The sequence below is a fragment of the Actinomadura sp. 3N407 genome, from assembly GCF_052245875.1.
GTDB lineage: Bacteria > Actinomycetota > Actinomycetes > Streptosporangiales > Streptosporangiaceae > Spirillospora.
On record NZ_JBQQBP010000005.1, the window covers coordinates 279522 to 303795 of the forward strand.

Annotated in this window: 27 protein-coding genes and 3 tRNA genes; 23 read left to right on the forward strand and 7 right to left on the reverse strand. The window is 70.2% G+C overall.

Annotated features, from left to right (window positions below; translation table 11 throughout):
• Positions 1–5 precede the first annotated feature (5 nt).
• Genes ACTWPP_RS14800 through ACTWPP_RS14820 form a run of 5 tightly spaced genes read right to left on the reverse strand, consistent with a single transcriptional unit; the run spans position 6 to position 4158 of the window.
• Positions 6–1475, reverse strand: a complete 1470-nt coding sequence (locus ACTWPP_RS14800; protein ID WP_443104808.1) for an ATP-binding protein — start codon at positions 1473–1475, stop codon at positions 6–8.
• A 4-nt stretch (positions 1476–1479) separates the two neighbouring features.
• Complete coding sequence (locus ACTWPP_RS14805; protein ID WP_443104809.1) at positions 1480–2544, reverse strand: SpoIIE family protein phosphatase; 1065 nt, start codon at positions 2542–2544, stop codon at positions 1480–1482.
• A complete protein-coding gene (locus tag ACTWPP_RS14810) occupies positions 2532–2942 on the reverse strand; it encodes an ATP-binding protein (RefSeq protein ID WP_443104810.1) in 411 nt (136 codons plus the stop codon). Before ACTWPP_RS14810 ends, ACTWPP_RS14805 begins: the two co-directional genes overlap by 13 nt.
• Positions 2939–3301, reverse strand: a complete 363-nt coding sequence (locus tag ACTWPP_RS14815) for an STAS domain-containing protein (RefSeq protein WP_443104811.1) — start codon at positions 3299–3301, stop codon at positions 2939–2941. The genes ACTWPP_RS14810 and ACTWPP_RS14815 overlap by 4 nt, the downstream gene beginning before the upstream one ends.
• Positions 3301–4158 carry an STAS domain-containing protein gene (locus ACTWPP_RS14820; RefSeq protein ID WP_443104812.1) on the reverse strand — a complete coding sequence of 286 codons (858 nt, stop codon included), beginning with the start codon at positions 4156–4158 and terminating at the stop codon, positions 3301–3303. Before ACTWPP_RS14820 ends, ACTWPP_RS14815 begins: the two co-directional genes overlap by 1 nt.
• A gap of 289 nt (positions 4159–4447) precedes the next feature.
• On the opposite strand from ACTWPP_RS14820, the gene ACTWPP_RS14825 reads away from it, so the two are divergent.
• From ACTWPP_RS14825 to ACTWPP_RS14870, 10 genes are all read left to right on the forward strand, one after another.
• Entirely contained in the window at positions 4448–5170 is a 723-nt protein-coding gene (locus tag ACTWPP_RS14825; RefSeq protein ID WP_443104813.1) for a protein phosphatase 2C domain-containing protein, read from the forward strand.
• Between the two features lie 93 nt (positions 5171–5263).
• On the forward strand, positions 5264–6391 hold the full coding sequence (locus ACTWPP_RS14830) for an acyl-CoA dehydrogenase family protein (RefSeq protein WP_443104814.1): 1128 nt from the start codon (positions 5264–5266) through the stop codon (positions 6389–6391).
• A 135-nt stretch (positions 6392–6526) separates the two neighbouring features.
• Positions 6527–6599 (forward strand) — tRNA-Thr (locus ACTWPP_RS14835).
• A 295-nt stretch (positions 6600–6894) separates the two neighbouring features.
• A tRNA-Met gene (locus ACTWPP_RS14840) sits at positions 6895–6968 on the forward strand.
• A gap of 120 nt (positions 6969–7088) precedes the next feature.
• Positions 7089–7253 (forward strand): 50S ribosomal protein L33, encoded by a 165-nt coding sequence (gene rpmG, locus ACTWPP_RS14845; RefSeq protein ID WP_026404241.1) that lies wholly within the window; start codon positions 7089–7091, stop codon positions 7251–7253.
• A 281-nt stretch (positions 7254–7534) separates the two neighbouring features.
• On the forward strand, positions 7535–7972 hold the full coding sequence (locus ACTWPP_RS14850; RefSeq protein ID WP_443104815.1) for a MaoC family dehydratase N-terminal domain-containing protein: 438 nt from the start codon (positions 7535–7537) through the stop codon (positions 7970–7972).
• Complete coding sequence (locus ACTWPP_RS14855; protein ID WP_443104816.1) at positions 7972–8397, forward strand: MaoC/PaaZ C-terminal domain-containing protein; 426 nt, start codon at positions 7972–7974, stop codon at positions 8395–8397. The genes ACTWPP_RS14850 and ACTWPP_RS14855 overlap by 1 nt, the downstream gene beginning before the upstream one ends.
• A 103-nt stretch (positions 8398–8500) precedes the next feature.
• Positions 8501–9568, forward strand: a complete 1068-nt coding sequence (locus ACTWPP_RS14860; protein WP_443104817.1) for a UDP-N-acetylmuramate dehydrogenase — start codon at positions 8501–8503, stop codon at positions 9566–9568.
• Between the two features lie 315 nt (positions 9569–9883).
• Positions 9884–10465 (forward strand): TMEM165/GDT1 family protein, encoded by a 582-nt coding sequence (locus ACTWPP_RS14865; RefSeq protein WP_443104818.1) that lies wholly within the window; start codon positions 9884–9886, stop codon positions 10463–10465.
• Between the two features lie 157 nt (positions 10466–10622).
• On the forward strand, positions 10623–11315 hold the full coding sequence (locus tag ACTWPP_RS14870; protein ID WP_443104819.1) for a GntR family transcriptional regulator: 693 nt from the start codon (positions 10623–10625) through the stop codon (positions 11313–11315).
• 7 nt (positions 11316–11322) lie between these two features.
• Here the strand turns inward: ACTWPP_RS14870 and ACTWPP_RS14875 are convergent, their stop codons facing one another.
• Positions 11323–12378 carry an adenosine deaminase gene (locus ACTWPP_RS14875; protein ID WP_443104820.1) on the reverse strand — a complete coding sequence of 352 codons (1056 nt, stop codon included), beginning with the start codon at positions 12376–12378 and terminating at the stop codon, positions 11323–11325.
• A gap of 268 nt (positions 12379–12646) precedes the next feature.
• On the opposite strand from ACTWPP_RS14875, the gene ACTWPP_RS14880 reads away from it, so the two are divergent.
• The 3 genes from ACTWPP_RS14880 (at position 12647) to ACTWPP_RS14890 (ending at position 14933) form a co-directional block, all read left to right on the forward strand.
• Positions 12647–13552 (forward strand): hypothetical protein, encoded by a 906-nt coding sequence (locus ACTWPP_RS14880; RefSeq protein ID WP_443104821.1) that lies wholly within the window; start codon positions 12647–12649, stop codon positions 13550–13552.
• Positions 13553–13664: 112 nt separating this feature from the next.
• Positions 13665–14174 (forward strand): SigE family RNA polymerase sigma factor, encoded by a 510-nt coding sequence (locus ACTWPP_RS14885; RefSeq protein WP_443104822.1) that lies wholly within the window; start codon positions 13665–13667, stop codon positions 14172–14174.
• A gap of 3 nt (positions 14175–14177) precedes the next feature.
• Complete coding sequence (locus ACTWPP_RS14890; protein WP_443104823.1) at positions 14178–14933, forward strand: hypothetical protein; 756 nt, start codon at positions 14178–14180, stop codon at positions 14931–14933.
• Positions 14934–15134: 201 nt separating this feature from the next.
• Here ACTWPP_RS14890 and ACTWPP_RS14895 read toward each other — a convergent pair whose 3' ends face one another.
• Positions 15135–16346 carry a pyridoxal phosphate-dependent aminotransferase gene (locus ACTWPP_RS14895; protein ID WP_443104824.1) on the reverse strand — a complete coding sequence of 404 codons (1212 nt, stop codon included), beginning with the start codon at positions 16344–16346 and terminating at the stop codon, positions 15135–15137.
• Between the two features lie 269 nt (positions 16347–16615).
• On the opposite strand from ACTWPP_RS14895, the gene ACTWPP_RS14900 reads away from it, so the two are divergent.
• The 10 genes from ACTWPP_RS14900 to rplL all read left to right on the forward strand — a co-directional run bounded on the left by ACTWPP_RS14900 (position 16616) and on the right by rplL (position 24065).
• Positions 16616–16688 (forward strand) — tRNA-Trp (locus tag ACTWPP_RS14900).
• Between the two features lie 122 nt (positions 16689–16810).
• Complete coding sequence (gene secE / locus ACTWPP_RS14905; RefSeq protein ID WP_443104825.1) at positions 16811–17071, forward strand: preprotein translocase subunit SecE; 261 nt, start codon at positions 16811–16813, stop codon at positions 17069–17071.
• Between the two features lie 80 nt (positions 17072–17151).
• Positions 17152–18030: a transcription termination/antitermination protein NusG gene (gene nusG / locus ACTWPP_RS14910; RefSeq protein WP_443104826.1), complete on the forward strand. Its 879-nt coding sequence runs from the start codon at positions 17152–17154 to the stop codon at positions 18028–18030.
• A gap of 274 nt (positions 18031–18304) precedes the next feature.
• Positions 18305–18736 carry a 50S ribosomal protein L11 gene (rplK, locus tag ACTWPP_RS14915; protein ID WP_443104827.1) on the forward strand — a complete coding sequence of 144 codons (432 nt, stop codon included), beginning with the start codon at positions 18305–18307 and terminating at the stop codon, positions 18734–18736.
• Between the two features lie 61 nt (positions 18737–18797).
• The gene (gene rplA, locus ACTWPP_RS14920) at positions 18798–19514 is read left to right on the forward strand and encodes a 50S ribosomal protein L1 (protein WP_443104828.1); all 717 of its coding nucleotides are present in this window, start codon (positions 18798–18800) and stop codon (positions 19512–19514) included.
• Between the two features lie 175 nt (positions 19515–19689).
• A complete protein-coding gene (locus tag ACTWPP_RS14925; protein ID WP_443104829.1) occupies positions 19690–20568 on the forward strand; it encodes a hypothetical protein in 879 nt (292 codons plus the stop codon).
• Between the two features lie 313 nt (positions 20569–20881).
• The gene (locus ACTWPP_RS14930; protein ID WP_443104830.1) at positions 20882–21736 is read left to right on the forward strand and encodes a hypothetical protein; all 855 of its coding nucleotides are present in this window, start codon (positions 20882–20884) and stop codon (positions 21734–21736) included.
• A gap of 132 nt (positions 21737–21868) precedes the next feature.
• Complete coding sequence (locus ACTWPP_RS14935) at positions 21869–22732, forward strand: LppX_LprAFG lipoprotein (protein ID WP_443104831.1); 864 nt, start codon at positions 21869–21871, stop codon at positions 22730–22732.
• A 318-nt stretch (positions 22733–23050) separates the two neighbouring features.
• Entirely contained in the window at positions 23051–23623 is a 573-nt protein-coding gene (gene rplJ / locus ACTWPP_RS14940; RefSeq protein ID WP_443104832.1) for a 50S ribosomal protein L10, read from the forward strand.
• 52 nt (positions 23624–23675) lie between these two features.
• The gene (rplL, locus tag ACTWPP_RS14945; protein ID WP_443104833.1) at positions 23676–24065 is read left to right on the forward strand and encodes a 50S ribosomal protein L7/L12; all 390 of its coding nucleotides are present in this window, start codon (positions 23676–23678) and stop codon (positions 24063–24065) included.
• Positions 24066–24274: the final 209 nt, after the last annotated feature.

Here is a 24274-nt window from a genome sequence, read left to right on the forward strand (position 1 = left end):
GGTTACTAACCTGCTGCGGCGTCCCCTTCAGAACTACCGGATCGAGACGATTCCTGCTCAGTGCCATGCCCGCCCGGTCCGGCCGCCGGTGGCGGGACATCGCCGCGATCGGCTTCGCCGTCGTGGCGGGTTTCCGCCGGGGGTGGCCGCTCCGGCAGCCGCAGCGTGGCCGTCGTGCCCTCGCCGACGGTGCTGTCCAGGGTGAGTTCACCGCCGAGCAGCAGCGCGAGGCGCCGGGAGTAGGGAAGACCGAGCCCCGTCCCCTCCGTCCTGTATCCGGGCACCTGGTAGAACTCCTCGAAGACCCGTTCGAGTTCGTCGGACGGGATGCCTCTGCCCGTGTCGGTCACGACGAACTCCACGTGATGCGGGACGGACCGGACGGTCAGCCGCACCTCGCCCTCGTCGGTGAACTTCAGCCCGTTCCCCAGCAGGTTGCGCAGCAGCCGTGTCAGCATCACCTCGTCGGTGACCAGGACGGGCGGGGCGTCGGCGGTGTCCACGGTGAGCGTCGGGCCGGTCCGTTCCGCCATCGGCGCCATGAGCGCGGACAGCTGGTCCACCAGCGCGTGGGTGTCCACCGCGGACGGCTGCGGCTCCAGGTGGCCCCGTTCGGCCTTGGCCATGTCCAGCAGCTCGTTCACCAGTCCGAGCAGGGTCCTGCCGGTGTGATCGATCAGTGAGATCTCGTGTCGTTGCTCCTCGGTGAGAGGGTCCGCGGCCGGATCGAGCAGCAGCCGGGCCAGGCCGATGATCGAGTTGACGGGGGTGCGCAGCTCGTGGCTGATCGAGGCCCAGAAGCGGTTCTTGGCCTCGCCGACCTTGCGGAGCTGGTCGGTCTTCTCGTCCAGGTCGGCGTACAGCGCCACGACTCCGCGGTTGGTCTTGTCCAGCTCCTCGGAAAGCTCCGTGTAGAGCGCCATCACGCCCCGGTTCGTCTGCTCCAGTTCGGCGTTGAGGTTCCGGAGCTCCTCGCGCTGCCGCCGGGCCTCCTCAAGCGCATCGATCAGCTCGGCGTTCTGCGTGCGCAGCTCCTCCAGCGCCGGAACGGGCTGCAGCCGCCAGAGCCGGGTCCGCAGCTCCTCCAGTTCGGCGCCGGTGATCCCGGCGACGCCCGCGGGCAGCTTCTTGCGGGCCCGGACGAGGAAGAGGTCTCCCCCGCCGTCCTCCTCGACCAGGTCCATGAGCCGGGCCGCGGCCGAGAAGCCCTCCCCGGCGATGTCCGCGCCGGGACGCGGCTCGAAGCCGAACTCGATCACAAGCCCGGGGTCCCCGTCCCGGTCCAGCAGGAAGGCGGCCGAGACCTTGCCGAAGCGGGAGAACAGCTCCCGGCCGAGCTCGCTGAGCGCGATGGCGACCCTGACCTGGTCGTGGGGGGCGAGGTGCAGCGCCGCGGCGACCTGGCGGCCGGTCTGCCGGACGGCGAAGACGCCCGCCAGGTCGGCGATCTCGATCTGCATGAGGGCGTCGCGCATACGGTCACCCCGCCTCGGACGTGGTCACCGCGAGCACGCAGCGGTCGTCGTGGCGCACCCCGGCGTCGCGCAGCACGGTCGCCGCGATCAGCGTCGGGTCGCGGTCCGGCAGCCCGGGCCGGCCGGCGACGCCCCACCGGCCGGTCAGGCCGTCGGAGTGCAGCACCACGGCCGCCCCCGGCGGCAGGTCGTAGAGCTGTTCCCGGAAACGCGCATGGATGCCGGCGATGCCGGGGACCGAGATCATCCCGGTTCGGCGGTCCGGGTGGACGATCCAGGCGGCGATGTTGCCGAGCCCGGCGAAACGGATGCGGCCGGCGTCCGGTTCGATCGTCGCGACGGCGACGGCGGCGCCCCGGGTCGGGCGCAGCCGGTGGTGGATGTGCCCGAGGATCTCGGCGGGACGCGCCGGCAGCGCGGTGTCGCGCAACGTGCGGACGGCCTCCTGCGCCGCGCGTGCCGCCAGCGGGCCGTGCCCGAGGCCGTCGCAGAGCATCGCGTAAACGGTGCCGCCCGCGGCGATCGCCGCGTAGGCGTCGCCGCACTCGCGCTCGCCGTCCATCGGACGGGTCAGCCCGGCGAACGACGGGTCGGGCCCGGACGCCGCGGCCGCCCCGCGTCCGGCGTCCGGCTGCCGGAACCGGGCGAAGAGCACGGTCCCGACGCGGGGCAGTGAGTACAGGCCGCTGCGATCGGCGAGCCGCTCGATCGAACCGAGCCCGAGGCCCAGCGTGCCGCTGGTCGAGTACCCGCCGAGGCGGGAGCGGGGCACGTCGGCGATGCCGGGACCGTGGTCGATGCAGACGATCTCCAGGGCGGCGGACGTCCCGTTCCGGACGATCCGCACCAGCATCTCGCCCCGCTCGGCGTGCTTGGCGAGGTTGGTGGCGGCCTCCGTGGCCACGAGCTGGACCTGGCCGAGTCGCTCCCCGGCGAATCCGAGCCGCTCGGCGAGCACGGTGATCTCGCGCCGCGCGCCGGCGGCGGCGCTGTCCTCCTCGGCCCGGAACCACCGCGAATCGTCGGCGGACGGGCTGGTCGTCCAGCCGGCGGCGGTCAGCGGATCCATTTGACCAGCACCACCGTGGTGCCCTCCCCGGGCCGGGAGTCCAGCTCGAACTCGTCCGCGAGCCGGCGGGCCCCCGACAGGCCGAGCCCCAGGCCCTCCCCGGTGCTCCAGCCGTCCGTCATGGCCTGTTCCGTGTCGGGGATGCCCTGCCCATCGTCGGTGAAGACGATGCGGAGGCCGGCCTGGCCCTGGGCGCCGGTGGCGTCCTCGATGCGCGCCGAGCCGCCCCCGCCGTGCACCAGCGTGTTGCGGGCCAGTTCACTCGCCGCGGTCACGATCTTGGTCTGGTCGACGAGGGACAGCCCGGCGGCGGAGGCCGCCGTCCGCACCAGCCGGCGGACGCGGACCACGTCGTCGCTGGAGGCGATGGGGATCTCGCCGGCGGGCGGGGTGGTCACCGGCCGTCCAGCAACGCCTCGAGCATCCGCATCCCCTGGTCCAGGTCCAGTGCGGTGCGGACGCCGTCCATGGACAGCCCCAGCTCCACCAGTGTGATCGCGACGGCGGGACGTATCCCGACCACGACGGTCGCGGCGTCCATCAGTTGCGACATCGAGGCGATGGTGGAGAACGTCCGGCCGATGAACGAGTCGACGATGTCGACCGCGGAGATATCGATGATCACGCCGCGGGCCCCGGTCCGGATGATCTCCTCGGCCAGTTCCTCCTGAAGCCTGAGGACTGTCTGATCCTCCAGGTCGATCTGGATCGACACCAGCAGGAACCGGCCGAGCGTGAGGATCGGCACCCGTTCCATCACGCGTCCGTCCGGCGGAGCACCCGCAGGCCGCAACCCTGCAGCGCGTACGCCAGCGCGTCGGCCAGGGTCGCCTTGGTGACGATGTCGCCGAACTCGATGCCGAGCGCCGCGATCGTGTGCGCGATCTGTGGCCGGATGCCCGAGATGACGCACTCGGCGCCCATCAGCCGCGCCGCCATCACCGTTTTCAGCAGATGCTGGGCGACCTCGGTGTCGACCGCCGCCACCCCGGTGATGTCGATCACGGCGAACTGCGAGCTCGTGTCGGCGAGCATCTGCAGCATCGTCTCCATCACGACCTGGGTGCGGGCCGAGTCCAGGGTGCCGACCAGCGGCACCCCGAGGATGCCGTCCCACAGCTTCACCACCGGCGTGGACAGCTCCAGCAACTGCTCGGCCTGGTCGGCGATGACCTGCTCGCGTGCGGCCGCGTACCCCTCGAAGGTCGCCAGCCCGAGGTCGTCGACGTAGGCGGAGAACTCGCTGAACTCGGCATAGGCCCCGTCCTCGCCGGACGCTTCGAGCTGCTCTCGGACGGCCCGCTTGAGCGAGAACACGCTGATCGCGGTCTCTGTGGGGCTGAAGCCCCGGCGGGCCCGGCCGCGGGACATCTCCCCGAGGGCCGCTCGCAGTTCGCCGCCGGCGGTGCCGTCGCGCTCGCCGAGGGTCTGCTCGACCAGGCCGTACAGCTCGGTCAGATCCGTTCGCACCTCGCGTTCGGTGACGCGGCCGCGTGTCCCTTCGGTGACCAGCTCCACCCAGCGGTCGAGCACGGCGTCGCGCCGCGAGCGCAGCAGGCCCGGGATCCGTTCCTCGCCAGTCTCGCTGGTCCCGCCCGTCTCGCCGCTCGTCATCAGAGCTCCCATCTTTGCCGTGTTCGCCGGGAAGGTCGTCGTACGGATGTGTTTTCCGTGAAGCCGAGAATTTGCCGTGATGCAACGTTAACCGGCGATCTCGTCCGTGACTTCGTATCCCCGCACCCGACTCGATCATGTCGGCCGGCGCCGCGGCTCCTCGCCGGTGGCCTGTCCTGTTCCTTCCCCGGTCCGCCCGCTCCGATGTGGACCGGAGGGTGAGTTTTGGTCTACCGGTCACCGGCGGGGCGGTTCAGGGGGTAGACCTGCATCTGTGCAGGTGAGTTATGTGAGTGAGGCGACTCCGGGGCGGGAGAACGAGGACTTCGTGGCGGCGGGACCCGGATGGGTCGTGCTGCTGGACGGGGCGACGGCGCCGGCGGGGGTGGACAGCGGGTGCCGGCACGACCCGGCGTGGCTGGTGCGCAGGCTCGGCGGGCGGATCGCGGCGCTGCTGGCGCCGGAGGACGGCAGACCGCTGCCCGACCTGGTGGCGGAGGCGATCAAGGTGACGGGGGAGACGCACACGGGGACGTGCGATCTGGAGAACCCCGACAGCCCGTCCGCGACGGTGTCGCTCCTGCGGCGCCGCGGCGCGGCGGTGGAGTGGTTCGTCCTGGCCGATTCGCCGATCGTGATGGACGTGGGCGAGGTGCGGGTCTTCCGGGACGACCGGGTCGATCACCTGCCCAGCTACACGCTGGAGGGCGTCCGGAGATCGCGCAACAGCCCGGGCGGGTTCTGGGTGGCGAGCACGAAACCGGAGGCCGCCTACGAGGGCTTGACCGGCGAGGTGCCCGTCGAGGGACTCAGGCGGGCGGCGGTGCTGAGCGACGGCGCGTCCAGGCTCGTCGAGCGGTTCGGGCGGATGGGGTGGGACGACCTCCTCCGGCTCCTGGACGAGGAGGGCCCGCGGGAACTGGTCAGAAGGACCAGAGAGGCGGAGGCGTCGACGGTCGGGGCGCGCGGCAAGCGCCACGACGACGCCACCGCGGTACTGGTTCACTTCTGACGCGCCGGTGCCGTGCCGCCCCGGCGCCTTGGCGCGGCGGTGCCGTATCGCCCGATGCGGCGCCATCCTGGAATCTGATTCTAGAATGGGTGCATGGAGTCCCAGGATTTCGCCGACGTGCTCAAGGCCGTCCGCAGCTTCGTCCGCGACCAGGTGATCCCCCGCGAGGAGGAGATCGAGGAGACCGACGAGATCCCGGAGGCGCTGCGGCGCACGTCCCGGGACATGGGCCTGTTCGGATACGCGCTGCCCGAGCAGTACGGCGGCCTCGGGCTCTCGCTGAGCGAGGAGGTGCGGCTGGTCTTCGAGATCGGCTACGCCAGCCCCGCGTTCCGCTCCATGTTCGGCACCAGCAACGGCATCGCCGGGCAGGTCCTCGTCAACGCCGGGACCACCGCGCAGAAGGACGCGTGGCTGCCGAAACTCGCGTCCGGCGAGGTCATCGGCGCCTTCGCGCTCACCGAGGCCGAGGCCGGCTCCGACCCCAGCACCCTCACCACGACCGCGGCCCGCGACGGCGACGACTACGTCGTCAACGGCGCGAAGCGGTTCATCACCAACGCCCCCGAAGCCGACGTCTTCATGGTCTTCGCCAGAACGGGCGGGGCCGGCTCCCGCGGAATCTCCACGTTCCTCGTCGAGAAGGGCGCCGGCGGCCTGAAGATCGGCCCGTCCGACCAGAAGATGGGCCAGCGCGGCGCCCACACGGCCGAGGTCTTCTTCGACGACGTGCGCGTCCCCGCCGCCAACATGGTCGGGACGGAGGGAACCGGCTTCCGCACCGCCATGGCGTCCCTCGCCCACGGCCGGCTCAGCATCGCCGCCGTCTGCGTGGGCCTCGCGCAGAGAATCCTGGACGAGACCGTCGCGTACGCGAAGGAGCGCAGCCAGGGAGGCAGCACCATCGGCGAATACCAGCTCGTCCAAGGGCTCATCGCCGACTCGCAAGCCGAGCTGTACGCGGGACGCTCGATGGTCCTGGAAGCGGCCCGCGCTTACGACGAAGGCGAGGACACCAAGCTCGGACCGTCCTGCGCCAAGTACTTCTGCTCCGAAATGGTCGGACGCGTCGCCGACCGCGCAGTGCAGGTCTTCGGCGGCATGGGCTACATGCGCGGTGTCGCCGTCGAGCGCTTCTACCGCGACGTCAGGCTGTTCCGCATCTACGAGGGGACGAGCCAGATCCAGCAGCTCGTCATCGCCCGCAACCTACTGCGCTGACCAGCGAAGACAACGTCCGCCCGGCGTGGGTCACGCCACACCGGGCGGACGCGCGCCGAGTCCCCGGCGGGGCGTCTTAACCAGTTCGCAAGTGCTCCCGACTCCGTGTATGGTTTCACTGCGCGAACGACGCAGGCCCCTTTAGCTCAGTCGGCAGAGCGTCTCCATGGTAAGGAGAAGGTCTACGGTTCGATTCCGTAAAGGGGCTCCGCAGCTCAGAGGCCGTCCCGGCAGATCATCGGGGCGGCCTTCGTCGTTTCCGGGGCCGCCCACCGCGGTCGCGGTCCGGCGGCGGACATCTGATTCGCTCCATACAGGGCGCTGTGGTAGCGTCCCACCGGTTCCAGTAGGACGTTTCGCAGGTCATCGGCGCACCCGTTAGCCTGGGAGGCGGTCCGGCGGAACCCTCGAAACCGATTCCCCGATCATGATCCGGGTTTTCGTGTTTCCAGGGCTCGGTGAGCATCCGGTATCCTTGCATTCCGGTCCACACCGACCATCGCGGCGGGGTAGCTCAGTCAGGCAGAGCAAGCGGCTCATAATCGCTGTGTCGCCGGTTCAAGTCCGGCCCTCGCTACTACCCATGTCTCTCACCTCCGTCCCGGAGGTGGGCAGGCTGGGTCGAATCGCCGGCCGCCCCTCCCCGGGCGGCCGAGGTCCGAAGTCCCATGTCCCCAGCTCAGAAAGGCACTCCATCGTGGCTGCCACCGACGTCCGGCCGAAGATCACGCTGGCCTGCCAGGAGTGCAAGCACCGCAACTACATCACGCGGAAGAACCGGCGCAACGACCCGGACCGCCTGGAGATCAAGAAGTACTGCCCCAACTGCCGGACCCACCGTCCGCACCGGGAAACCCGCTAAGCACAGCCCCGGACGGAGAAGTACTGCCCGCTGCGCTCTCGCACGGGGCCAGGACCCACCGTCCGCACCGGGAAACCCGCAGTTGAGCGCGCCGCCGAGGCCCGTGAAACGGCTGCTTCTTCGCACGCTTGCCCCAACGTGATCAGCCCGTCCTCGCCAGTGAGACCCGCGAGGGCGGGCTGAACGTCATTCTGTTACCGTCCGTCCGAGACGGAACCAGCGGGTGCTCGGGCGGGCACCCCGGCACCGAAGCCCTGTTCGACCTGGAGGGACGGGATTGCATGGCACTCAACCGTGATTTCATCGGGCGGAGCTTCCCGCCCACCGAGCCGTACGAGGTCAGCCGGGTGAAGATCCGCGAGTTCGCGGACGCGATCGGCGACCGCAACCCCCTGTACCGCGACCAGGAGGCGGCGAAAGCGGCCGGGCACCCCGACGTCATCGCGCCGCCCACCTTCCCGATCGTCGTCTCCCTCGGCAACCCCGCACTCGCCGACCCCGACCTCGGGCTGAACTACGCGATGGTCGTGCACGGCGAGCAGCGGTTCGAGTACACCCGCCCGATCCGCGCCGGCGACGTCGTGACCTGCACCTCGACCGTCACCGAGATAAAGTCGATCGGCAACAACGAGAAGATGGTCATCGAGACCGACGTCAAGACCGTCGAGGGCGAACTGATCTGCAAGACCTACAACACGATCGTGGAGCGGGGGGCCTGATGACCGCGAAGGTGAACTACGCCGACGTCGAGGTCGGCACCGAGATCCCCGCCCAGACGTACACGATCGACCGCGCGAACCTCGTCATGTACGCGGGCGCGTCCGGCGACTTCAACCCCATCCACTGGCGCGAGTCCACCGCGAAGGCCGTCGGCCTGCCGGACGTCATCGCGCACGGCATGTACACGATGGCGCAGGGCGGCCGGTTCGTCACCGACTGGGCCGGCGACCCGGGTGCCGTCGTGGACTACGGGGTACGGTTCTCCTCACCGGTCGTCGTCCCCGACGAGGGCGGCGCGACCCTGGAGATCAGCGGCAAGGTGGAGGAGAAGCTCGACGACGACAAGGTCGTCGTGGCGCTCACCGCCAAGTCCAACGACCAGAAGGTCCTCACGCGCGCCAAGGCGGTCGTCAAGCTCGCCTGAACCGCGCCGAGGCGACGCACCGGCCGGGACGCCCCGGCCGGTGCGGACGGACGCCGGACACCGCGCGACCAGTGGCCGGGCACGTACGGGAGGGGAACACGACGTGGCGGTGTTCGCTGAAGAGGTGAACCTTGCGGGATACACCACGCTGCGGCTGGGCGGCCCCGCCCGGCGCTTCGTCGAGGCGACGACGGAGGCGGAACTGGTCACCGCGATCCGCAGGGCCGACGACGAGGGCGAACCCGTTCTCGTGCTCGGCGGCGGCAGCAACCTGGTGGTCTCCGACGACGGGTTCCCCGGCACCGTCGTGCACGTCGGCACACGCGGCACCGAACGCACCGCCGTCGAGGGCGACAAGGTCCTCGTCCGGGTCCAGGCCGGTGAGGACTGGGATCCGTTCGTCGCCCGCTGCGTCGCCGACGGCCTCGCCGGGGTGGAGTGCCTGTCCGGCATTCCAGGGCGCGTCGGCGCGACCCCGATCCAGAACGTCGGCGCCTACGGCCAGGACGTCAGCGAGACGATCGTCGAGGTCCGCGCCTACGACCGGGAGGCCCGCGCCGTCGTCGCGCTCGACCGCGACGCCTGCCGGTTCACCTACCGGCACAGCGCGTTCAAAGGCAATGACCGGTACGTCGTCCTGGACGTGACGTACGCGCTGCACGAGGCCGAGGAGTCGCAGCCGGTCGCCTACGCGGAGCTGGCGAAGAAGCTCGGCGTCCAGCCGGGGGACCGGGTGACGCTGAAAGAGGCGCGCGACGCCGTCCTCGAACTGCGGCGCGGCAAGGGCATGGTCCTGGACGCCGCCGACCCCGACACCCGCAGCGCCGGGTCGTTCTTCACCAACCCGATCCTTGAGCCCGGGCAGCTCACCGAGCTGGAGAACCGCGTCGCCGACCGGCTCGGCCCGGACGCGACGTTCCCGCGCTACCCGGAGATCGGCGACCGGGTCAAGACGTCCGCCGCCTGGCTGATCGACCGTGCCGGCTTCACCAAGGGCCACGCCGTCGGGCCCGCGCGGATCTCCACCAAGCACACCCTGGCGCTCACGAACCCGGGCGGTGCCCGCACCGCCGACCTGCTGGCGCTGGCCCGTGAGGTCCGCGGCGGCGTCCGCGACGCGTTCGGCGTCGAGCTGGTCAACGAGCCGGTCCTCGTCGGAGTGACCCTCTGAACCCGCCCCTCTGAACCCGGCCCCCGGTGAACATGTCCCCTTCGGCGGGCTTGATAGTGTCGATGGCGTCGAGGGGGAGTAGTCCCAATCGCGTGATCGACATGCTGGCACCGCCGACGGTGCCCGGTCACGCGGGCCTCACCCGATGAGGCGGACGAGACCTTCGGCCCGGCTACTGACCATTTTTCATCCTCGGTTTCCGCGCCCGAGAAGGCGGCGGCGACCGGCCGGATGAAAAACAGTCATCATGCCGGGCCGAGGTCGCGCGCCACAGAGCCCCCGCCCTTCGCCCGGCATCCGAGCGAGAGGGAACCGGTGTCCGCCTTCCTCATCAGCCTTGTCGTGATCTTCGTCGCCGAACTGGGCGATAAGAGCCAGCTCATGGCCATGACCTTCGCCACCCGATTCCGGGCGCTGCACGTGCTGATCGGCATCACCGCCGCGACCGCGATCGTCCACCTGGCCAGCGTCGCCCTCGGCGCGGCGCTCGGCGCGGCGCTCCCGACCGGACCGATCTCGATCCTCGCAGGCGTGGCGTTCCTCGGTTTCGCGCTGTGGACGCTGCGCGGCGACGAACTCGACGACGACGAACGCGACCGGGCGCGGCGCGCCACGGGCTCGGCGATCCTCGCCGTCGGCGGGGCGTTCTTCCTGGCCGAACTGGGCGACAAGACGATGCTCGCCACCGTCACCCTCGCCGCCGATCAGGGCGGCCTGCCGGCGCTGACGGGGGTGTGGGCCGGTTCGACGGTCGGCATGGTCGCCGCCGACGCGCTCGCCATCGTGGTCGGCCAGATCCTCGGGAGGAAGCTCCCCGAGCGGGTCATCAAGTACGGCGCCGCCGCCGGATTCGCGGTCTTCGGCGTCCTGCTGCTCGCGGAGGGCATCACCGCTTGAACGGCTGAAACGGCCGCCGGGCGGGAACCATGAGGTTAAGGCCCTTGACGACCGCGGGGCTCGGCCGCGGAAGGGCCCGGACGGGAGTACGACCGTGGCCCTACCCGCACCAGCGCCCCCACCTCCACCCCCACCCGCTCCCCGGCACGGGCTCGGCATGCGCCTCCAGTTGAGCGACGAGGCCGCCGCCCGCATCCGCGAGCTGATCATGGACGGCCGGGTCCGTCCCGGCGACTATCTGCGGCTCGAACGGCTGGCCATGGACTTCGGCATCAGCGTCACCCCCGTCCGGGAGGCGCTGAAGTCGCTGCGCAGCGAGGGGTTCGTCGTCCTGGAACCCAGGCGCGGCTTCGTCGTCGCGCCGCTGTCGAAACGCGACGTCCAGGACCTGTTCTGGGTGCAGGCGGGCATCGCCGCCGAGCTGGCCGCCCGGGCCACCCCGCGGATCGGCCCCGACATCCTCCGTGAACTGGACGGGCTCCAGCACGCTCTGGAACGTGCCGACGCGGCCCGGAGGCCCGACCTGATGGAGGAGCACAACCACCACTTCCACCGGGAGATCAACCTGGCCGCCGACTCGGCGAAGCTGGCCTGGTCGCTCGGGACGGCCGCGCGGTACGTCCCGCGCGGGCTGTACGGGAGGCTCGCCGACTGGCCTCGCCTCGCGGTCCGGGACCACGAACGCATCCTGGCCGCGCTGCGCGACGGCGACGCGCGGACGGCGGGCGCGGAGATGCGCGACCACATCGTGCGGGCCGGTGAACTCCTGGTGGCCCACCTGGAACGCCGCGGAATGTGGCGGCCCCCCGGCCCCGGCGGCCTCGACGGCCCGGCTGGCCACGGCCGGTGACGCGGACTCAGCCCGACAACCAGGCGTCGACGCCCGCCAGGAGCCTGCCCCGCACATCGTCCGGTGCCGCCGAAGCCCGGATCGACTGCCGCGCCAGCTCCGCCAGCTCCGCGTCGGAGAAACCGTGGTCGTCCCGGACGAGGTCGTACTGGACGGCCAGCCGCGAACCGAACAGCAGTGGGTCGTCCGCGCCCAGTGCGATGGACGCGCCCGCCTCGAACAGCCGCCGCACCGGGACGTCCGACGCCGTCGCCGCCACCCCGAGGCCCACGTTCGACGCCGGGCAGACCTCCAGCGTCACGCCCCGGTCGATGATCTGCGACAGAAGCCGCGGGTCCTCCACGGCGCGCACCCCGTGCCCGATCCGGTCGGCGTTCAGCGTGTCCAGGCACTCCCGGACGCTCGCCGGGCCGAGCAGCTCACCGCCGTGCGGGGTCGACAGCAGCCCGCCTCGGTCGGCGATCCGGAACGCGCCCTCGAAGTCGTAGGCGCGGCCCCGCCGCTCGTCGTTGGACAGCCCGAACCCGACGACGCCCTTGCCCGCGTACCGGACGGCGAGCCGCGCGAGGGTCTTGGCGTCCAGCGGGTGCCGCGTCCGGTTCGCCGCGATCACCAGGCCGACGCCGACGCCGGTGGCCCGCGCCGCCTCGCGCGCCGCGTCCAGGATCAGCTCGACCGTCGGGGTCAGGCCGCCGAACCTCGACGCGTACCCGCTCGGATCGACCTGGATCTCCAGCCACCCCGACCCCTCGGCCGCCTCGTCCTCGGCGGTCTCCCGCAGCAGGCGGCGCAGGTCGTCCGGTGTCTGCAGCACCGAACGGGCGATGTCGTAGAGCCGCTGGAACCGGAACCATCCCCGTTCGTCGGTCGCCTGCAGCCGGGGCGGCCAGTCCTCGACGAGGGCGTCCGGCAGATGCACGCCGTGCCGGCCGGCGAGCTCGACGAGCGTCGAATGCCGCATCGACCCGGTGAAGTGCAGATGCAGATGGGCCTTGGGGAGCAGGGCCACGTCCGGACGGGCGGAGCCGCGGGCGACGCCCGCGTGCTCCCGATGGTCCGGCATGGAACGGTCCTGGGCCGGACGAGCTGACACGGTACGGGCCTCCATACGCCAATGTTGCCGGATCATCGTCGTCGCCGAACCCCCGGCGGGCCAGGATCACCACACCGGACTACCTCCCATGACTCGCCGCGGCCATCCCCGCCCATGGGCATCCGAAAAAACTTTGGAATCGCGTGCAACCCCATCCCGGCACCGTGCGTATACGAGGGGCGCCAGAGAGAAACCAGACACCCCCCGCAAGAGAGATGACGGGCAGAAGGGATTCACAATGATCACGCTGAAGGCCGCCTTGATCGCGGCGTCCACGATCGGCACCGTCGCCGTGGGCGGCGGCGCGACGTGGGCTATGACCGGCTCTCACCAGGAGGCGGGCCTCCAGTCCAACGGCGCCAAGGCACCCGCGGTGGAGCGCAAGATCCAGGACGCCGTGCCCAGCACCGCCCCGACCTGCCTGCCGGCCAAGCCCGGCGTGCCGAAGGCCGGGGTCCCGGAGACCGGCGCGAAGAAGCAGGTCGAGAAGCAGCTGGAGCAGAACCCCGTCACCAAGGACGTGCCGAAGGTGGACGTCCCGAAGACCGACCTGCCCAACACCGAGGTCCCCGGCGTCAAGGTTCCGGACGCCAAGCTCCCGGACGCCAAGACGAAGCTCCCGGCGGACCTGCCCACCTGCGCGCCGTCCACCGAGGACCTGCCGAAGGACGCCCCGGCGACCAAGCCGTCCGCGCGCGTGCCCGGCAAGCCCGGTCTGCCCGCCGTCCCCAGGCTCGACTGCAGCAAGCTGGCGCCCGCGGTGAAGGTCGGCGGGCCGGTCGAGAAGGCCGTCATGCTGACGAAGGGCCTGCGCCACGTCTCGACGGTCCCCAGCTCCGGTGACCTGCGCGACGAGAACATCTGCGCCGTCACGCAGAAGTGGACCGGCAAGGCCGGCCAGTGGATCACCGTCGAAACCCTGAAGACGCCCGCCGGCATGACCCAGAATCAGCTCCGGCAGGCGCTGAACCTGCCCAAGGGCGGCACACCGATCAACGTGTACGGCGCGGCCGGCTGGATGGGCCCCGGCGGCAACGGGGTGATGGTGTTCGACCCGAACGGCTACTCGCTGTTCGTCAACGGCAGCCCGGTCCTGTCGGGCGGCCTGAAGGACGTGACCGCGGCGCTGCGCCAGGCCCAATAGGCCCGGCTCGGTAAGCGGTCCCGACAAAGAAACACGGGTGGGCGGCTCGGCGCGGAGCCGCCCACCCCAAGAGAAGACGAGCCGGATTTGCTCTAGCCCGGGATGGAGCACAGTGGGGCGTCGAGACGACGAGTCGTTCGTGGAGTTCGTGGCGGCACGCGGCGATGCCCTGCTGCGCACCGCGGCACTGATGTGCGGGGCCCGGCAGGACGCCGAGGACATCCTGCAGACCGCGCTGGAGAAGGCCTACCGGCACTGGGGACGACTTGAGACCGACAGCGATCCCGAGCCTTACGTCCGCCGCATCCTGGTCAATCTCGTGATCAGCCGGTCCCGGCGGTGGAAGGTGCTGCGGGAGATCCATATGGCGCGGCTCCCGGAGACACCGGCCGCCTCGCCGAACCACGCCGTCGAGCTGAGGGGGACGCTCATGGAAGAGCTGCGCAAGCTCGGCCCGCGGCAGCGGGCGGTACTGGTCCTGCGCTTCTGGGAGGACCTGTCGGAGGCGGAGACGGCTCAGGCGCTCGGCTGTTCGGTCGGAACGGTCAAGAGCCAGGCATCCCGGGGGCTCGCCAGGCTCCGGGAGCGCCTCGACAAGAACCTGGCGCCACTGGGGAGATGAGCGATGGATCTGGAGAGTGAACTGCGGAGGGCCATGGCCGAGCAGGTGGCCGAGGCTACCGCGTCGCCGTCGCTCGTCGTGGACGTCAAACGCCGCCACCGGCGCAGGAAGGCCCGGATGCACGCGGCCGCCGGAGTCGCGGCGGCCTCGGTCGCCGCGCTCGCCCTGGTGCCCACCTATCAGTCGTTCCGGGCCACACCGGCCGGCAACTCCGAGACCAGCCGCCCCACCGGCGGCGTCTCGGAGCACCGGCAGCCGGAACGACCTCCTGCCCCGGGCCTCTCCGAGTCCCCGTCTGCCAAGGAGAAGCCCGGGGCGGGAACCTCGCGGGCACCGGAGGCCCACCCGTCGGCGGGCGGGTCGCCGGTGAACCCGGAGAAGCCGGGCATAGGCGGGGCCGTGGACGACCTGCCGCGCTGGATCGCCTACGTCCCGGGCGGCCTCACGGCCACCGGTCCGTGCGCCGTGTCGGACGGCCCCAAGCGCGAGACGACGACGTGCGAGTGGCGCGGGAGCGCCGGCTGGCTGGAGATCGCCGTGGTGAAGGCGAGCGGGCTCGCCGACCCGCGGGATCTGATGAAGACCCCCGGCATTCCCGGCCGCACGACCGTGCGCGGGCTTCCCGCGCTCACCGGCGACCGTCCCGGCTCCGGACGGCAGATCTCGTGGCTGGCCAGGCCCGGCGTCGGGGTGACCGTGTCGGGCGGCGGATCGGTCGAGAAGCAGCTCATGCGCATCGCCGAGGGCGTGCGCCCGTGAAACGCCCTCCGGGAGGGCGCCGCACTCCCGGAGGCATCGACTCCGTTCCGGCAGGACGTCCCGCGGCGGAGAGGGGCCGCGGCGGGACACCCCGGCCGGAACCCCGGAGGAACGGGACAGCGGAGGCGGCAGCCCGTTCCCCACAGAGCCGGCCCCGGCACGCACCACGCGCCCGGGGCCGGCTCTGTGACAGCGGGCGGATCAGCCCGCCTCGGAGAGCAGCTTCGCGACACGCGAGACGCCCTCGACGAGGTCGTCGTCACCCAGCGCGTACGAGAGACGGAAGTAGCCGGGGGTGCCGAACGCCTCACCCGGCACCAGCGCGACCTCCGCCTCCTCCAGGATCAGCGACGCCAGCTCCACCGACGTCTCCGGACGCTTCCCGCGGATCTCCTTGCCCAGCAGCGCCTTCACCGACGGGTAGGCGTAGAACGCGCCCTCCGGCTCGGGGCACACCACACCCGGGATCTCGTTCAGCATCCTCACGATCGTCTTGCGGCGCCGGTCGAACGACTTGCGCATCTCCGCGACCGCCGACAGGTCACCCGTCACGGCGGCGAGCGCCGCCGCCTGCGACACGTTCGCCACGTTGGACGTCGCGTGCGACTGCAGGTTGGCGGCGGCCTTCACCACGTCCGCCGGGCCGACCATCCAGCCCACCCGCCAGCCCGTCATCGCGTACGTCTTCGCGACGCCGTTCAGTACGAGCGTCCGGTCGGCCAGTTCCGGCACCACCACCGGCATCGAGTGGAACTCGGCGTCCCCGTACACGAGGTGCTCGTAGATCTCGTCCGTGACGACCCACAGGCCGTGCTCGTCCGCCCAGCGGCCGATCGCCTCGATCTCGCTCCGGGAGTACACGGCGCCGGTCGGGTTGGACGGCGACACGAACAGCAGCACCTTCGTCCGGGCGGTGCGCGCCGCCTCCAGCCGCTCGACGCTCACCTTGTAGCCGGTGGTCTCGTCGGCGACCACGTCCACCGGCACCCCGCCCGCCAGCTTGATCGACTCGGGGTAGGTGGTCCAGTACGGCGTCGGCACGATCACCTCGTCGCCCGGGTCGAGCAGCGCGGCGAACGCCTCGTACACCGCCTGCTTGCCGCCGTTGGTGACGAGGACCTGGGACGCCTCGACCCGGTACCCGGAGTCGCGCTCGGTCTTCTCGGCGATGGCGGCGCGCAGCTCGGGCAGCCCGCCCGCGGGCGTGTACTTGTGGAATCGCGGGACCCTGCATGCGGTCACCGCGGCCTCGACGATGTAGCCGGGGGTGGGGAAGTCGGGCTCGCCCGCGCCGAACCCGATGACCGGGCGGCCCGCCGCCTTCAGCGCCTTGGCCTTGGCGTCGACGGCCAGCGTGGCGGATTCGGAAATCGCGGCGATGCGCTTGGAGATGCGAGGACGGTCGTTGCTCATGTCCCTATCGTTACAGACCCCGCGCCATGACCCGGGCCATATATCCGGGCACCGAGCGCAGCTCGCCGACCGGATGGCGCGGCGCCGCGCGCGGATCTCCGGTCATCCGGTTCGACGCGGGGGCCTCGGCCACGTAGACTCACCGTCCTAGTGGCGTGTCGCCGGTATTACGAGCCTGTCCGCACGCGGACGGCGTCAAGAGGCCGTAAGCTGAGACACGGCGCCATCCTGGTCCTGCGGCCGGGTGTTCTCCGCAACTTGGGGAATGAAGGGCAGTGGCTCAATTGGTAGAGCACCGGTCTCCAAAACCGGCGGTTGGGGGTTCGAGTCCCTCCTGCCCTGCGAGGTGCGGTGCGCGCACCCGTGCCGGCCGCGTCACGGCGGTGCTGTGGCACTCTGCGGCACGGGACCGTGCGGCAACCACATGGTGGTTGGATCACGACCTATGAGGTGAACGGCGGCAAATGGCGACTGAGACCGACGAGCGCGACGAGCCAGAGGCCAAGGGCGAAGGCAAGCGCAAGAAGGAGAAGTCCCCGAGGCGGACGTCTCCGGCGCTGTTCGTGCGCCAGATCATCGCCGAGCTCCGCAAGGTCATCTGGCCCACGCGGCGGGAGCTCATCACCTACACGATCGCCGCCCTGATCTTTGTGCTGATCATGGTCGGCATCGTGTCGGGCGTCGACTACGGGCTGCAGCAGGGCGTCTACGCCGTCTTCGGCTGAGACCGCGTATCCCGGCGCCCGGACGGGCCACCGTCGCACCATCGCAAGTCCATCACCGCAGACCGACAGAAAGAGTCACCGTGTCCGAGCCCTCACAGCCCTACGACGAGGCCGTTGAAGAGGCCCAGTCCGCTGCGGCTGCTGCGGCAGACCAGGCGGCCGAGCCCGCCGACGAGACGGCCGAGGCGGCCGTCGCCGCCGGTGAAGGCGAGCCTGCGGACACCAAGCTCGAGGGCGAGGGCCCCGAGCCGGACGCCGCCGCGGACGCCGGCGATCTCGCCGAAGCCGTCGCCGGGGAGCAGGTCGAAGAAGTCGTCGAGGCGGCCGAGGAGGACGAGGAGGCCGAAGAGGCCCCCGCCGAGCCGCCGGTCGACCCGTACGCCGAGTTCAAGATGCAGCTCCGGCTCCAGCCGGGCGACTGGTACGTCGTGCACTCCTACGCGGGGTACGAGAACCGGGTCAAGACCAACATCGAGACCCGGACCCAGACCCTCAACATGGAGGACTACATCTTCCAGATCGAGGTCCCGCAGCACGAGGTGACCGAGATCAAGCAAGGCAAGCGGCAGAAGGTCAACGAGAAGGTCCTGCCGGGCTACATCCTTGTCCGGATGGAACTGACCGACGAGTCGTGGGCCGCGGTCCGCAACACGCCGGGCGTGACCGGGTTCGTCGGCCTGCTGAACAAGCCGTCCCCGCTGAGCCTGGACGAGGTCGCCAACCTGCTGGCCCCCGAGCCCGAAGAGGGCGCGGTCAAGGCCAAGGAGCAGGCCAAGGCGCCCGCGACCGTCGACTACGAGGTCGGCGAGTCGGTCACCGTCATGGACGGCCCGTTCGCCACCCTCCCCGCCACCGTCAACGAGATCAACGCCGAGCAGCAGAAGCTCAAGGTCCTGGTCTCGATCTTCGGCAGGGAGACGCCGGTGGAGTTGTCGTTCAACCAGGTCTCCAAGATCTGACCGACCCACCTCGGTCAGGCCGTATTCTGGACGGGCCGTTCCCGCGCAGGCGGGGATGGCCCGGTGCAACTCCAGGCCGGAGCCGCAATTCCGGCATCGCTCCCAGCACGGGTACAGATCATCCCGTTCGTCGAGGAGTGGCCTCGTCGCTTCCCGCGTTCGCGGGGAGCGGCGGGTAAGTCAAGGTCCCAACACGGCGGTTATGTTCCGCTCGCCGTGTTGCCCGCGCAGCGGGAGTCGGGACCACGGTGAAACGGAACAACGAGGGAGAGGCATGCCTCCCAAGAAGAAGAAGGTCGCGGCCTTGGTGAAGGTCCAGCTCCAGGCCGGGGCCGCGACGCCCGCGCCGCCCGTCGGTACCGCGCTCGGTCCGCACGGCGTCAACATCATGGACTTCTGCAAGCAGTACAACGCCGCCACGGAGTCCCAGCGCGGCAACGTCATCCCCGTAGAGATCACCATCTACGAGGACCGGTCGTTCAGCTTCATCACCAAGACGCCGCCGGCCGCGCAGCTCATCCTGAAGGCCGCGGGTGTCGAGAAGGGCAGCGGCGAGCCGCACAAGACCAAGGTCGGCTCGATCACCGCCGAGCAGGTCCGCGAGATCGCCACGACCAAGATGCCCGACCTCAACGCCAAGGACGCGGAGGCCGCCGCGAAGATCGTCGCCGGCACCGCACGGTCGATGGGCATCGAGGTCAAGTAAGTCCCACCCGGTGGAAGGGCCGGCGCTGGCCCGTACCACGAGTTCCATTGGAGGAACGAGAATGAAGCGCAGCAAGAGCTATCGCTCCGCGGCGGAGAAGATCGACCGGGAGCGGCTGTACAGCCCGGTCGAGGCCGTGCAGCTCGTCAAGGAGACCACGGTCGTCAAGTTCGACCCGACCGTGGAGGTCGCCCTGCGGCTGGGCGTCGACCCCCGCAAGGCCGACCAGATGGTGCGCGGCACCGTCAACCTGCCGCACGGCACGGGCAAGACCGCCCGCGTGCTGGTCTTCGCCGTCGGCGCCAAGGCGCAGGAGGCCGAGGCGGCGGGCGCCGACCTGGTCGGCTCCGACGACATGATCGAGCGGATCCAGGGCGGTTTCCTGGACTTCGACGCGGTCGTGGCGACGCCGGACCAGATGGGCAAGGTCGGGCGGCTGGGCCGGGTGCTCGGCCCGCGCGGCCTGATGCCGAACCCGAAGACCGGCACCGTCACGATGGACGTGGCCAAGGCCGTGACCGACATCAAGGGCGGCAAGATCGAGTTCCGTGTCGACCGGCACGCGAACCTGCACTTCATCATCGGCAAGGCGTCCTTCGACCCGCGCATGCTGGTGGAGAACTACGCCGCGGCCGTCGAGGAGATCCAGCGGCTGAAGCCGTCCGCCGCGAAGGGCCGGTACGTCAAGAAGGCGTCGCTGACGACGTCGATGGGCCCGAGCATTCCGGTGGACCCGAACGCGGTCCGCAACCTGACCGCGGAGCTCGAAGAGGCCTGATCGAGCGCCAGACCGTCACCGAGCAGGGCGTCCCCGCTGAACCGGGGGCGCCCTGCCGCCGTTTCCGCGGCCCATAGCACCGAACGCGATGGATACATAGATCGCCGTCCGCAACCGGACAAATCGGTGATCGAATTGTTTGTTACCGGTGGGAAATCTGGTGTTGAATCGTCCCGTGAAGCGTCGAACCGACCGGGCCATCGCCATCTCCGTAGTCACCGCCGTCGCCGTCGTGCCCACGGCGATCATGATGGTGGTCAAGGTCGGCGGCGGGTCCGCCGAGGACGGCGGCTCGGTACCGGCGTCCGCTGCGATGGCTCAGCAGGATCCGGCCAACCCGAACGGCACGGCGACCGGCCTCGTGTCCCCGGGCACCACCGCGGCGCCGGGTGCGGGTTCCGGCGCGGGGGCGGGCAGCGGCTCGGGCGCCCCGGGCTCGCCCGCGAGAGGCGGCGTGAGCGGTCTCCCCACGGCGCCGCCCCAGCCCGGTCCCAGCCTGCACGCCTTCACCCGCAAGACGAACATGAAGGTGTCGGTCGGGTCGAACGGTGACTATCAGCACGCCACCGAGACCGCGTCGTTCACGCTATGGCCGAAGTTCGCGATGAACGCGACCGGCGTCACGCAGACCGTGCAGGGCGGCGAGGTCACCAAGGTCACGCAGAAGGTGATCGTGAGCGGCCGGACGCTCAAGGGCTTCGACGGTGAGAAGTGGACCCGGTCCACGCTCACCTCGGCGCAGCTGGACGCGCTGCAGTCCCAGTCCGACCCCCGGCAGTTCACCTTCATGATCGGGACGCTGCCCGGCACGACCGCGAGTGAGCCGGACGAGAACGGCAGGACGCATTTCGCCGCGCAGGCACTGATGGGCAGCGTGTTGTCGCTGCTGCCGCAGGACGCCGCCGCCGTGATCCGCAAGTGGGTACCGGACGGCACCGGCTGCGGTCTCGACCTGTGGGCGGACAGCAAGGCCCGCCCGACGTCGATCGGCTTGAACGCGCAGACTTCGGGCGCCACCCTAAGCGGCACAATGGCCTTCACCTCCTATCGTTGAGCAGTTCCCTTGGCGTCGGGCCCTGGGGGCCCTCCTTCGACGGGAACTGCGGTGCGATCGCTGCATCGCTTCGAACTCGCCTTGCGGCTCGCTGCGCGATCAGGTTTCTCGCAGGCTCGAAACCTGCCTTTGGACGCGATCGCGACGGTTTTGGTCGTTGCGTGGTTGCGGCGATGGCTGATGTAGGTGGTTCCCGGCTACGCCGATGGTCGTACCGTCTGGGGGGCTGTTCGTACCACCGGGGGATGTAGCGCCGTTAGCGTCCCGAGACACTGGGAAGCACCAGCAGGGCGATTAGGGAGGCTCAACCCTCATGAACCGACGACTCGTGGTGGCGGCCGGCGGCACCGCCGTGAGCACCGCGCTCCTTCTGTCCGGATGTGGCGGAAGCGGCACGGAAAGCACGGAGAACATGCAGCTGAGCGCCGCTCAGGCGCTGCTGAAGACATCTCAGAAGACCGGTCAGGCCGACACGTTCAAGGCCGACCTGACGGTGACGGGCACCGACGAGGCCGGCAGCGGCAAGATCCACGCCGACGGGCAGTTCCAGGTGCGCCCGACGCTGAAGTTCAGCGCGAAGCTGGACGAGGTCAGCCGGGGCGGGCAGAGTGTCCCGGGCATCAAGGGCCAGGCGGTGTTCACCGACAACGTGCTGTATGCGAAGGTCCCGCAGCTCGCGCAGTTCGTCAGCGGCGGCAAGCCGTGGGTGAAGATCGATGTGAACGAGGCGTCGCAGCGCACCGGGCTCGACGTCAAGAGCCTGGTCGACCAGGTACAGAAGGTCGCTCCGGCCGAGCAGACGAAGATGTTCACCGGTTCCAAGGACGCCCGCCGGGTCGGCACCGAGACGATCGACGGTGTGAAGACGACGCACTACACCGGGACGGTGACCGTCCAGGACGCGCTGAACCGCCTCGACGCGCAGGCCCGCGAGAAGGTGAGCAAGTGGCTGCCGAAGGACCAGGGCAACGGAAAGATCAACTTCGATCTGTGGACGGACGGGGAGAACCTGCCGCGCAAGCTCGTGTCGAAGGCGACCGGTTCGCAGGGTGAGGCCGGCTCGGTGACGGTCCTCTACAGCGACTACGGCGAGTCGTTCACCGTGAACCCGCCGCCGTCCGATCAGGTCGGGAAGCTGTCGCTCGGTTCGTTCCTCGGCGGGAACTGAGCCCGGCACATCAGCCGCAAGAGGGCAACCGCGAACCTCGATGGTCTCCTGGGCGTCTGACTAGCATTCGCCCAAAATGCCCGGACGCATCCGAAGTGGGCCGGGGCAAGCAGAGCAAGGAGACCCGCCACGATGATCCGTCGTTTCGCCACGGGCGTCGCGTTGGCCACCGGCCTCGCCCTCTCGTTGACCGGCTGCCTCGGGGAGGCCGGCGACAAGGTGGACGAGGCCGGCAAGAACCTGAAGCTGTCGGCGGCGCAGGTGCTGGGCAAGACCGCGGAGAACACCGGCCAGATCGACTCGTTCAAGGCCGATCTCTCGATGCGGATGACGGGGTCGAAGGACGGCGACGTCACGATGGACGGCGAGATGCAGTACCGGATGAAGCCGGATCTCGCCTACAGGATGCACTTCGGACAGATGTCGGTCGCCGGCCGCGAGATGGGCGGCGGGGAACAGATCCTGCTCGGCGGCCACATCTACATCAAGCTTCCGTCGGTCGCGGGCGGTGGAACGTCGGGGAAGCCCTGGATCAAGATGTCGGTCGACGAGATCGGCAAGAAGACCGGCATCAGCTTCGACAAGCTGCTCCAGCAGTCGCAGCAGATGGATCCCGTCCAGAACACCAAGCTGCTGACGGCGTCCAAGGACGTGCGCGAGGTCGGCAAGGAGAACGTGGACGGGGTGGAGACGACGCACTACACCGGTACGTACCGGGTGGAGGACGCGGTCGCGAAGCTGCCGCCGGAGTCGCAGGAGATGTACCGCAAGGGCGCGGCTCTGTCGGGCATGGGGAACATGCACTTCGACCTGTGGGTGGACGATCGGCAGCTGCCCCGCAAGATGGCGATGAAGTCGCAGCAGACGGCCGACGGGGCCATGAACATGACCATCAAGTATCGCGACTTCGGTAAGCCGGTGCAGATCACGGCGCCGCCGGAGAGCCAGGTCACCGACTTCAGCGAGATGCTGAACGCGCTCGGCGGCGGGAGCTGACGGGTTCGGACCCGACGAGGGGACCGTGCCGCCAAAGGCGGCGCGGTCCCCTCGCGCGTTCCCGCCGATTTGTTAAGTCGAGCGGCATGCACGTACTCTGTTCTCTGCCGAAGACCGCCGGTCGTCACCTCACGTCGAGGTGACCGAAGGACCCGATTCACTCGGGCGGCCTGCGCAGGTGAGACGAGAGCTTCCGCATGGCCTCCGTGCCTTGCCTGGACGCCCCGTGCGCCTGCGCCGGGGCGTTTTTTGGTCGATCGGGACCCGTCCAGGGACGGGCGAGGGTCGTATTCACCCAGGTGATCGGAAGGAGGCCGGATGGCCAGGGCCGATAAGGACGCGGCGATCGCCGAGCTCAAGGACGAGTTCCAGAGCTCCAACGGCGCCGTGCTGACCGAGTACCGCGGGCTGACCGTCGCGCAGGTCAGGGAACTGCGCGGCAACCTCGGCGAAACCGCACGGTTTCGCGTTGTGAAGAACACGCTGACCAAGCGCGCCGCGAACGAGGCCGGTGTCGACGAGCAGTTCCGTGATCTGCTCGAAGGTCCGTCGGCCATCGCGTTCGTCCGGGGCGACGTGGTCGAGGCCGCCAAGGGCCTGCGTGACTTCGCCAAGAACAACCCGCCTCTGGTGATCAAGGGCGGGTTCATCGACGGCCGGGCGATGAGCGCGGCGGAGGTCACCAGGCTCGCCGACCTCGAGTCGCGCGATGTGCTCCTCGCGAAGCTCGCCGGTGCGATGAAGGGCTCGCTGTCCAACGCGGCCGCGCTCTTCAACGCCCTGCCGACGCAGGCCGCTCAGCTCGCCGAGGCGCTGCGCGCCAAGCGCGAGGCCGATGGCGAGAGCGCCGAGGCGCCGGCCGCCGAGACCGCCGAGGCGTCCGCCGAGTAGGCACCCGCGGTTCCGTAATCCCCAGTTTTCAAGCCATAGCGGAGGAAAGATCATGGCGAAGCTCAGCACCGACGAGCTGCTCGACGCGTTCAAGGAGATGACCCTTCTTGAGCTGTCCGACTTCGTGAAGCAGTTCGAGGACGTCTTCGACGTCAAGGCCGCCGCGCCGGTCGCGGCCGTGGCCGCGCCGGGCGCCGCGGGCGCCCCGGCCGCCGAGGAGGCCCCGGCCCAGGACGAGTTCGACGTCGTCCTGGAGGGCGCCGGCGACAAGAAGATCCAGGTCATCAAGGAGGTTCGCGCCCTGACGAGCCTCGGCCTCAAGGAGGCCAAGGACCTGGTCGACGGCGCGCCGAAGCCGCTGCTGGAGAAGGTCAACAAGGAGGCGGCGGACAAGGCCAAGGAGGCCCTGGAGAAGGCCGGCGCGACGGTCACCGTCAAGTAGGTCGCTTCGGAGCCGGGGAGCCCGCGCGGCTCCACCGCTTCTCGGGAGGCGGTCGTCCCACCGTTCGGTGGGGCGGCCGCCTCTTCGCGTTCCCGGGGTTCGCGGCGGATCGTTCCCGGGCTCATCGACCGTGGTCGCGGGCCGTCCGACAGGGCGCTGTCGCGGGAGGCGAATGGGCGGGTCGCCCGCCGCCGGTTTCCTGTGCAGGA

Excerpts from the sequence above, each read along its gene's own strand:
- ACTWPP_RS14800 (WP_443104808.1), bottom strand. The coding sequence starts at position 1,475 with ATGCGCGACGCCCTCATGCAGATCGAGATCGCCGACCTGGCGGGCGTC.
- ACTWPP_RS14805 (WP_443104809.1), bottom strand. The coding sequence starts at position 2,544 with ATGGATCCGCTGACCGCCGCCGGCTGGACGACCAGCCCGTCCGCCGAC.
- ACTWPP_RS14815 (WP_443104811.1), bottom strand. The coding sequence starts at position 3,301 with ATGGAACGGGTGCCGATCCTCACGCTCGGCCGGTTCCTGCTGGTGTCG.
- ACTWPP_RS14820 (WP_443104812.1), bottom strand. The coding sequence starts at position 4,158 with ATGACGAGCGGCGAGACGGGCGGGACCAGCGAGACTGGCGAGGAACGG.
- ACTWPP_RS14830 (WP_443104814.1), top strand. The coding sequence starts at position 5,264 with ATGGAGTCCCAGGATTTCGCCGACGTGCTCAAGGCCGTCCGCAGCTTC.
- ACTWPP_RS14850 (WP_443104815.1), top strand. The coding sequence starts at position 7,535 with ATGGCACTCAACCGTGATTTCATCGGGCGGAGCTTCCCGCCCACCGAG.
- ACTWPP_RS14855 (WP_443104816.1), top strand. The coding sequence starts at position 7,972 with ATGACCGCGAAGGTGAACTACGCCGACGTCGAGGTCGGCACCGAGATC.
- ACTWPP_RS14870 (WP_443104819.1), top strand. The coding sequence starts at position 10,623 with ATGCGCCTCCAGTTGAGCGACGAGGCCGCCGCCCGCATCCGCGAGCTG.
- ACTWPP_RS14875 (WP_443104820.1), bottom strand. The coding sequence starts at position 12,378 with ATGCCGGACCATCGGGAGCACGCGGGCGTCGCCCGCGGCTCCGCCCGT.
- ACTWPP_RS14880 (WP_443104821.1), top strand. The coding sequence starts at position 12,647 with ATGATCACGCTGAAGGCCGCCTTGATCGCGGCGTCCACGATCGGCACC.
- ACTWPP_RS14890 (WP_443104823.1), top strand. The coding sequence starts at position 14,178 with ATGGATCTGGAGAGTGAACTGCGGAGGGCCATGGCCGAGCAGGTGGCC.
- ACTWPP_RS14895 (WP_443104824.1), bottom strand. The coding sequence starts at position 16,346 with ATGAGCAACGACCGTCCTCGCATCTCCAAGCGCATCGCCGCGATTTCC.
- secE (WP_443104825.1), top strand. The coding sequence starts at position 16,811 with ATGGCGACTGAGACCGACGAGCGCGACGAGCCAGAGGCCAAGGGCGAA.
- rplK (WP_443104827.1), top strand. The coding sequence starts at position 18,305 with ATGCCTCCCAAGAAGAAGAAGGTCGCGGCCTTGGTGAAGGTCCAGCTC.
- rplA (WP_443104828.1), top strand. The coding sequence starts at position 18,798 with ATGAAGCGCAGCAAGAGCTATCGCTCCGCGGCGGAGAAGATCGACCGG.
- ACTWPP_RS14930 (WP_443104830.1), top strand. The coding sequence starts at position 20,882 with ATGAACCGACGACTCGTGGTGGCGGCCGGCGGCACCGCCGTGAGCACC.
- ACTWPP_RS14935 (WP_443104831.1), top strand. The coding sequence starts at position 21,869 with ATGATCCGTCGTTTCGCCACGGGCGTCGCGTTGGCCACCGGCCTCGCC.
- rplJ (WP_443104832.1), top strand. The coding sequence starts at position 23,051 with ATGGCCAGGGCCGATAAGGACGCGGCGATCGCCGAGCTCAAGGACGAG.
- rplL (WP_443104833.1), top strand. The coding sequence starts at position 23,676 with ATGGCGAAGCTCAGCACCGACGAGCTGCTCGACGCGTTCAAGGAGATG.